Annotated in this window: 9 protein-coding genes; 7 read left to right on the forward strand and 2 right to left on the reverse strand. The window is 69.8% G+C overall.

Translation table 11 applies throughout. The features are described from left to right. Positions 1–134: 134 nt before the first annotated feature. The 5 genes from IFY26_RS18310 (at position 135) to IFY26_RS17345 (ending at position 5,743) form a co-directional block, all read left to right on the forward strand. Entirely contained in the window at positions 135–950 is an 816-nt protein-coding gene (locus IFY26_RS18310; RefSeq protein WP_332836214.1) for an ABC transporter substrate-binding protein, read from the forward strand. A 33-nt stretch (positions 951–983) separates the two neighbouring features. Then, positions 984–1,427, forward strand: coding sequence for a hypothetical protein (locus IFY26_RS18315; protein ID WP_332836215.1), 444 nt, complete (start codon positions 984–986; stop codon positions 1,425–1,427). A 180-nt stretch (positions 1,428–1,607) separates the two neighbouring features. After that, positions 1,608–2,441: a carbohydrate ABC transporter permease gene (locus tag IFY26_RS17335; protein WP_232550263.1), complete on the forward strand. Its 834-nt coding sequence runs from the start codon at positions 1,608–1,610 to the stop codon at positions 2,439–2,441. Between the two features lies 1 nt (position 2,442). Then, positions 2,443–3,264: a carbohydrate ABC transporter permease gene (locus IFY26_RS17340; RefSeq protein ID WP_232550264.1), complete on the forward strand. Its 822-nt coding sequence runs from the start codon at positions 2,443–2,445 to the stop codon at positions 3,262–3,264. Between the two features lie 79 nt (positions 3,265–3,343). Further along, positions 3,344–5,743: an alpha-L-rhamnosidase-related protein gene (locus IFY26_RS17345; RefSeq protein ID WP_232550265.1), complete on the forward strand. Its 2,400-nt coding sequence runs from the start codon at positions 3,344–3,346 to the stop codon at positions 5,741–5,743. Positions 5,744–5,766: 23 nt separating this feature from the next. Here the strand turns inward: IFY26_RS17345 and IFY26_RS17350 are convergent, their stop codons facing one another. After that, the gene (locus IFY26_RS17350) at positions 5,767–6,069 is read right to left on the reverse strand and encodes a DUF4342 domain-containing protein (RefSeq protein WP_232550266.1); all 303 of its coding nucleotides are present in this window, start codon (positions 6,067–6,069) and stop codon (positions 5,767–5,769) included. A gap of 144 nt (positions 6,070–6,213) precedes the next feature. Further along, on the reverse strand, positions 6,214–6,444 hold the full coding sequence (locus IFY26_RS18430; protein WP_416046591.1) for an SDR family oxidoreductase: 231 nt from the start codon (positions 6,442–6,444) through the stop codon (positions 6,214–6,216). Here IFY26_RS18430 and IFY26_RS17355 point away from each other — a divergent pair. Together IFY26_RS17355 and IFY26_RS17360 are read left to right on the forward strand one after the other, a co-directional pair. Then, positions 6,414–7,520 carry a toprim domain-containing protein gene (locus IFY26_RS17355; RefSeq protein WP_232550267.1) on the forward strand — a complete coding sequence of 369 codons (1,107 nt, stop codon included), beginning with the start codon at positions 6,414–6,416 and terminating at the stop codon, positions 7,518–7,520. The genes IFY26_RS18430 and IFY26_RS17355 overlap by 31 nt on opposite strands. Positions 7,521–7,556: 36 nt before the next feature. Then, on the forward strand, positions 7,557–8,171 hold a 615-nt coding region (locus IFY26_RS17360), incomplete at its 3' end, for an A24 family peptidase (RefSeq protein WP_232550268.1).

An 8,171-nucleotide genomic window follows, 5' to 3' on the forward strand; every position in this document is an offset into this window, starting at 1 on the left:
CGTGGGCACGCGGACAGATTGTTCAGCAGGCTCCTAGCGTGGGTGATGAGCCAACCACCGGGCCACGGAGGCCGGGGGGTGAGCCAGCGCCGGAGCAGGAGCTGCGGCGATTCCTCGATTTCAACGGAGCAGTCATGCGAAAGAAGACGACACTCTCGGTCGCCGCCCTGTCCGTGATGGTGCTGGGACTTTCGTCGGCGTGTGCGGCCGGCCCCCAGTCCGTGACGCAGTCCGGCTCGCAGGGGTCGGCAGGTGCCGATGGGAGCCAGGAGTTGACGTGGTCGGGCTGGAGTGATGATGCGACCGCCGCGGCGCTCATCGAGCAGTTCGAAGCGGACAACCCCGGGGTCACCGTCAAGCACGTCGGCCTCCCCTGGCCCGGCATTCTCACCCAGATCAACACCGAGCTGGTCTCGGGCACCGCGTCCGACGTGGTCACGGTGTTCCCGGGCAACGGCAACCCCATCACGGTGCAGACCCTCGCGAAGGGGAACTACCTGGCCGACCTGTCGGACCAGGAGTGGGTCTCTGAGTTCAGCGACTCGAACAAGAGCGTCATGACGGCCGACGGCAAGGTGCTCATGGCTTCGAACAACTCCGGCATCATCCCCGCCATCTACAACTCGGCGGCGATGGCGGAGGTCGGCGCCACCCCGCCCACCACGTGGAGCGAGGTCATGAACCTGTGCGCCACCGCGCAGTCCAACGGCAAGGTCGCGTACGCGTTGGCCGGGCTGGCGGGCGGCAACTTCTCCCACTACGTGTACGCGCTGACGTCCACGCTGGTCTACGAGCCCGGGTCGACGTTCGCGCAGGACATGACGGACGGCACCGCCACGTTCGCCGGATCGGAATGGAGCACCGCGCTCGAGCAGTACCTCGCGATGCGGGACGCTGGCTGCCCCAGCGAGAGCCCGCTCGGCACCAGCATCGAGGTCGCCCACGAGTAGGTCGCAACGGGCGAGGCCCTCGGCATCGTCACGGTGAGCCAGCAGATCTCGACGATCCAGGAGGCCGCCCCGGAGGGCGCCGAGTTCGTGACGGCCCCGTTCCCGGCCACCGACAATGCCGCCGACACGGTGCTTCCGGTCGGTCTGGGCGCGGGGTACGGCGTGAACGCCAAGGCCGAGAACCCCGAGCTGGCCCTCAAGCTGATCGACTACTACATGTCGCAGGAGGGGCTGCAGACGGCCGTCGACGTCGGCTCCAACTTCCCCAGCATCCCGCTCGAGGGCTACACCCCCAGCGCCGTCCTCTCCGGTGTCGCCGACCAGGCGCAGACCGGCAAGACCGCGCCCTACCCGGATCAGCTGTGGCCGAACGCGAACGTCAACCAGGTCTACCAGGACCAGCTCCAGCAGCTCCTGGGCGATCGGACCACCGTCGCGGACGCGCTGGCCACCATGGACACGGCCTTCACGGGCTGACCTCCCTCCCCCGCGCGGTGCGATGCTCCTCTCCGGGCGTCGCACCGCGCACCCCCTCTCACCGTCGAGACTGAAAGGCCCACCCCGATGGCGTCGTTGACCGAGACTCCCCTCACCGAACCCGCCGCACGGCCACGCAGACGCCGGCACCGTAGTGCGGCCGCCGCCGTGTGGTGGCTCATGCTCCCCGCAGCCGCCCTCTACATCTTCGCCGTCATCATCCCCAGCGTGCAGGGCGGCGCCTACTCCCTGACGGACTGGGATGGCGTCAGCACCGACAGTCAGTTCGTGGGCCTGCGGCAGTACGTACTCATCTTCACCGATCCGTACGGCCAGACCGCGGTCAAGAACACCGTGCTGATCACGGTCGTGGTCACCATCGTGCAGAACCTGCTCGGCTTCTTCATCGCCCTCGGCGTGAACGCGCGGATCAAGTCGCGCAACATCCTGCGCGTGCTGTTCTTCGCCCCCGTCGTGATCACGTCGATCGCCATCGGCTTCCTGTGGCAGAACCTCTTCGCGCCGAACGGCGCCATCAACCAGGTGCTGGAGCTGGTCGGTCTCGGCGCCCTCAGGCAGGACTGGTTGGGCAACGCCGACCTCGTGGTGTGGTCGATCATGATCGTCATCATCTGGCAGAACGTCGGCTACTCCATGGTGATCTTCCTCGCCGGCCTGCAAGGAGTGCCCGAGGAGGTGCTCGAAGCCGCCGCCATCGACGGTGCCGGCCCGGTGCGCCGCACCTGGCACGTGGTCCGCCCCATGCTCGCCCCCGCGATCACCATCAATGTGATGCTGTCCGTCATCGGTGGGTTCAAGATCTTCGACCAGGTGTTCACGATGACGAAGGGCGGGCCCGGCGGGGCGTCCAACACGATCTCGACGCTCATCTACCAGAACGCCTTCCAGCTCGGCCGCTTCGGCTACGGCGCGGCCCTCGGCGTGGTGCTGACCGTGTTCGTCGCCGTGGCCTCCGTCATTCAGTACCGGCTGCTCTCGAAGCAGGAGGGTTGACATGTATCGCTACACGTGGCGCACGGCCATTCTCGAGGCCGTGATGATCCTGACCGCACTCATCTTCTTGTTCCCCATATACGTGCTGTTCAGCCTGGCCTTCAAGGCCCCCGGCGACCCCAGCTCGCTGATCGCCCCGCCCGCCCAGCCGACCTTCGCCAATTTCATCGATGCGTGGAATCAGGGCGGTCTTGGCGGCGGGCTCGTCAACAGCTTCATCGTGACCTCCATCACCGTCGTGTTGGTCGTCATCATCTCCGCGGCCGCCGCATACCCGCTCTCGCGGGCCGGTGCCCGCTGGAGCAACGTCGCCTACTTCGGCTTCCTCGCCGGCCTGCTCCTCCCGGCGCAACTCGGCCTGCTGCCGCTGTACCAGACCATTCGGGACCTGGGGCTGCTCGGATCGTTGGCCGGCGTCATCTTGGTCAACGTCGGTGGCTCGATGCCCTTCTCGATCCTCCTGTACGCCGGCTTCCTGCGAGCATTGCCCACCGAGTTCGAGGAGGCGGCCGCCATCGATGGGGCCAGCCCGTTCCGGACGTTCTGGTCCGTCGTCTTCCCCCTCATGCGGCCCATCACCGGCACCCTGGCCGTGCTCACCGCGGTGGCGACGTGGAACGACTTCCTGACGCCGCTGCTGTACCTGTCCGGCTCGGACCAGCAGACGATCACGGTGGCCGTCTACGGGTTCGTCGGCCAGTTCGGCGCCCAGTGGAACCTCATCTTCGCCGGCATCGTGATCAGCATCCTGCCGATCCTGATCACCTACTTCCTGATGCAGCGCTCCATCATCCAGGGCTTCGCGGGAGGGCTGAAAGGCTGACGCGGCACCGCGTCGACGCTCCTCCGCCCCGGCCCGGGTCACCCGGGCCGGGCACCGCCCTCCGTCCGGAAGAAGTTGCATGGACCTCCCCTGGCTCTGGCTGCCCCACGACCCCACCGACTCCGGTTCGGTGGCTCGGCTGGCTCGGTTCCGCAGCGAGTTCACGTGGGCCGGGGCGTCGGGAGCCGCGCTGCCCCTGCTGATCACGGCCGTCCACCGCTACCGTCTTTTCGTCAACGGGACGCTCGTCGCCGTCGGCCCCTTGAAGCCCGGCCCGGCGGACTGGTTCGCCGACACCGTCGACGTCGCTCCTCACCTCACCACCGGAGGCAACGTCCTGGCGCTGGAGGTGCTGACCTATCGGGAGGACGTCCCGGGCAACGCGTCGCTGCGGCGGGGCGCCGCCCCCGGGCTGTCGGTCAGCGGACCCCTGCCCGGAGGTGCCGATGCCGCGGACGCCCTCCGCTGGCGATGCAGCCCGTGCCCGGGGCGGACCTTCCTGCAGGGGGTCAACACGGTGTTCCTCGGAATCCAGGAACGTGTCGACGCCACGCTGGAGCACCATGGGTGGCTCGATGCGGGGTTTGACGACCGCGCCTGGGCCGTTCCGGTGCCGGCACCGCGCCCCCCAGGCGACGCGGCGATGTGCGTCCTGCCCCGGCCGGTGCCGCCCCTGGCCCTCGAGCCGTGCCCCTGGGCGGGTATCGCGCGCACCCGTGGCGACGACCCCGGTTGGGAAGCCCTGCTCGGGGGGCGGCCGGTCACGGTGCCGGCCCACCGGGAGGTGGAGGTCGACCTCGACGTCGGCGTCCTCACCACGGCGTTCGTCTCCGCGGCCATGTCCGGTGGAGCCGGCGCGGAGCTGACCTTGACAGCCGCCGAGTGCTACGAGGGCGAGCCGATCGACCTCCCCTGGCTCCGACGCAAGGGCGATCGGACGGACGCCCGCACCGGCGACCTCCACGCCGACCCCGACCACTACCGGGTCGCCGGCCACGGCAGCCCGGACGCCCCCGAGCTCTGGCGCCCCTTCTGGTTCCGGACCGTGCGGTACCTGCGCGTCCGGGTCACCACCGGGGACGAACCCCTCACCCTCCGCGGCGTGATGCTGACGCGCACGGGTTACCCGCTGGAGGTCACCGGGTCGTTCCGGTCGTCCTCTCCCCTCCACGCCCGGCTGTGGGAGACGAGCCTTCGGACGCTTCGCAACTGCATGCACGACACCTTTGAGGACTGCCCCTTCTACGAGCAGCTGCAGTACGCCATGGACACGCGCTCGCAGGCCCTGTTCTCCCTCCACATCTCTTCCGACGACCGGCTGGTGCGCCGGGCGATCAGCGACTTCGCGGCGTCCGGTCATCCCGAGGGTCTGACCCGGAGCAATGCCCCGGGCATCATTCCCCAGGTCATTCCCGGCTTCTCCCTCTTCTGGGTGTTCATGCTCGCCGACCACCTCGACCACGTGGGAGACCGGTCCTTCACCCGGCCCTTCCTGCCCCGCGTGCACGCGATCCTGTCGGTCTTCGACGCGGCCCTCACCGAGGACGGTTTCGTCCTGTCCCCTCCCGACCGCCCCGACACCCACCCGGACGGTGAGATCTGGAACTTCGTGGACTGGACGGACGCCTGGCGCGCCAGTCGCGGCGTCCCCGAGCTGGGCGAGCGGCGCGCCAACACCATCCTCACCTTCCAGTACGCCACCGCGTTGCGCAGCGCCGAGCGGATCGCCGACGCCTGTGGCGAACCGGGCGCAAGCGCCGAGTACCGGGCGCGCGCCGAGGACGTTATCGCCCGCATCAACGCCAGTTCGGCCTGGGACCCGTCCACCGGGTACTACCGCGACTCCGACTCCGGCGTCCCCATGAGCCAGCACGCGCAGGTCTGGGCGGTGCTTGCCGGCGCGATCAGCGGACCGGCCGCGCGCGACCTCCTCTGCCGAGCCGTCGGGGACGCCACCCTGACCCGGTGCTCATACGCGATGTCGCACAGCCTTTTCGACGCCGCGCGGATCGCCGGTGCCCACGAGGTGGTCGACTGGACGCCGTGGCAGGAGATGCTCGAGCTGAACCTCACCACGTGGGCCGAGGACGCGGTGAGCCATCGCAGCGACTGCCACGGCTGGGGCAGCGTCCCGCTGCAACACTTCCCCCGCTGGGTGTTGGGCGTATCCCCGTTGAGCCCGGGCTTCGCGTCCGCCGGCGTGGACCCAGTGCCCGGCGATCTCCGCTTCGCTGAGGGGGTGGTGCCCACGCCGCACGGCAGCATCGCGGTGCGCTGGGAGCGGGACGGGGCGGGCACCGTCCGCGTGAGGGTGGACGCGCCGACGTCCATCGACCTGGTGATTCCCGAAGGCAGCACCGGGGTGAGCTGGTCGCAGCGCGACGACGTGCAGAGCATGGACTTCGAGCTGCCTCATCACCGTGACGGTTCACCGTCGGGCGATCGGATCGAGAGGGACGGCGAAGCGGCGGGACGGTGACGTCCCGCCGCTGTGTGCCCGCGTCAGTTCTGCGGGAGTTCGCCCGACTCGGCCGGATCGGGGGCCGACTCGTCCCGCTCAACCACCAGCGTCACCCGGGACACGACGGCCGCGATGGCACCGATGCCGACCAGGGCGGGAGCCATGGCGGCGGTGAGAACGGTGACCGCCAGGCCGGTCTGCAGGGGGATCTCCAGCAAGGTGTCGCCGTCGCGTTTCAGGATGATGCGACGCACATTGCCCTCGTGGATGAGTTCGCGGACCTTGGTCAGCAGGTTGTCGCCCTCGACCTCGAACTGCTCGGACGGGTGCTCGTTTTCATTCATGGTGCATTCCTTTCTGGTGGGCGACATCTGCCATCGCCTCGATGTGAACAATTTTTTCGTTGTGTGGCCCTCGGCACATCCTTCGTGCGCACCGGATGGGTGTACTGCGTCCGTGGTATTCGCTCGAGGATTGGAGGTGGGCCGTCACCCGGCAAGTGCGCAGTCCCCGAGGGGACGAGGTGACACCTCTTCACGGCAGCGCGAACGCGCGCTGTGCTGCGCGCCCGATCCCCGGCGTCCCCGACCCGCTGCCACGCCGCCGTCACAGAGGATGTCGGTGCCCGTGATGTAGCTCGCCTCGGGGCTCGCGCAGAACGCGATCACGGCGGCGAGTTCATCGGGGCGTGCCGCCCGGGGCAGCGGGGCCCGGGGCAGGTAGCGGTCCGCGGCGTCGGCCTCGGCCTGCCCGGTTCGGCGTCGACGTCCACGACCACCCCGACCTGCGGCCCGGACTCGCGCCGGCCGGCTGGACCAACCTGGTCGACCACCTGCGTGGCCACGGCATCACCAACCAGGAGATGCTCACCGCCGGCGTCGCCAGCACCGCCCGCAACGGGAACCTGATCGACCGGTTCCGTGACCGGGTCATGCTGCCCATCCTCGACGCCGACCACCGCGTGCTCGGGTTCGTCGGGCGCCGCAACCCCACCAGCACCGACGAGCGGGCCCCCAAGTACCTCAACACTCCCGACACTCCCCTGTTCCACAAGGGCAACCAGCTCTACGGCGCCACCCACCTGCTTGCCGCCGATCCCACCCGCATCCCCGTGCTCGCCGAAGGGCCCATGGACGCCCACGCCATCACCCTGGCCAGCCACGGCCGCTACGTCGGTCTGGCCCCGCTCGGCACCAGCCTGACCAACCTGCAGGCCACCCAACTCGCCAGCCTCGACCGCAGCCCGATCATCGCCACCGACGCCGACCTCGCTGGACGCCTCGCCGCCGAACGCGACTACTGGGTGCTCACCCCCCACGGCCTCGACCCCCGCTACGCCATCCTGAACCCCGGCACAGATCCCGCCGAACTGCTGGCCACCGGCCAAGCCGCCGCCCTCAACCACGCGCTCACCCAGGCCGGACCGTTGGCCGACGTGCTCATCAACGAGCGGATCAGCAACCTGCCCACCCCCGACGCTGCCCTCGGCGCCGTGGCCGTGCTCGCCGCCCAACCCCCCGACCGGTGGGAGGACGGCGTCCAAGCCCTCGGAGACCGGCTCGGCCTGCCCGCCGGTTTCCTGCGCGGCACCCTCAAGGACCACGTGCGCGCGTGGAACACCAACGCCCGCCGTGCCGCCGACAGCCAGCTCGCCCGCCTGCACGACGTCAAGCAGCGGCTCACCCCCGCAGAAGAGGCCCACGAAACCCCCGCCGACCGGCCCCAAGCCGCCACACCGACCATCGAACGCATCCCGACCCGCCACGGACACGACCCGCGCGGACGCGGTCGCTGACCTACCCTCAGACCAACCCGCACAGGAGCACACCCCATGGACGCCCCCACCCTCACCGCCACGGCGGCCGCCACCATCGGTGGCGTCCTGCTGGGTGAGTACCAGCGCCGACGGCTCAACACGCTCACCTACCGCTACCCCGAAGAGACCACCCAGGCCTGGCCCGAGCCCGGCCCCCGCCGATGGGTACCCCTCGCCCTGGCCGGTGTCCTCGGGGCGCTCACCCTGCGCTACACCGCTACCGGTGCGGCCGTCCACCTGCTCCACCTGTACCCGCTCGCGATCGCCGCACCGTGGCTGGTTGCCGTCGACGCCGACGTGCACCGCCTGCCCTACCGCACCACCATGCTCACCCTCCTCGCCAGCGTCCTCGGCGTCGTGGCCACCGCAGCACTGACCCGAACATGGCTGCTCGCAGCCGTCGCAGCACTCGGCTGGGCGCTCAGCTACGGCCTGTTCTGGGTCCTGCACAAGGCCGGTCGGGGTGCGCTCGGCTACGGCGACGTCCGCCTCGCCGGCCTCATCGGACTCACCACCACCCCCCTCAGCGCCTCAGCCACCTGGCTGCCGTTCCTCCTCGGCACCCTCACCGCAGCACTGTGGGCGTTCACCCAACCCCGCCAGCCCGGCAGCCGCCACGCCTACGGCCCC

Origin of the sequence: Propioniciclava soli, assembly GCF_014858005.1 — a bacterium.
GTDB lineage: Bacteria > Actinomycetota > Actinomycetes > Propionibacteriales > Propionibacteriaceae > Propioniciclava > Propioniciclava soli.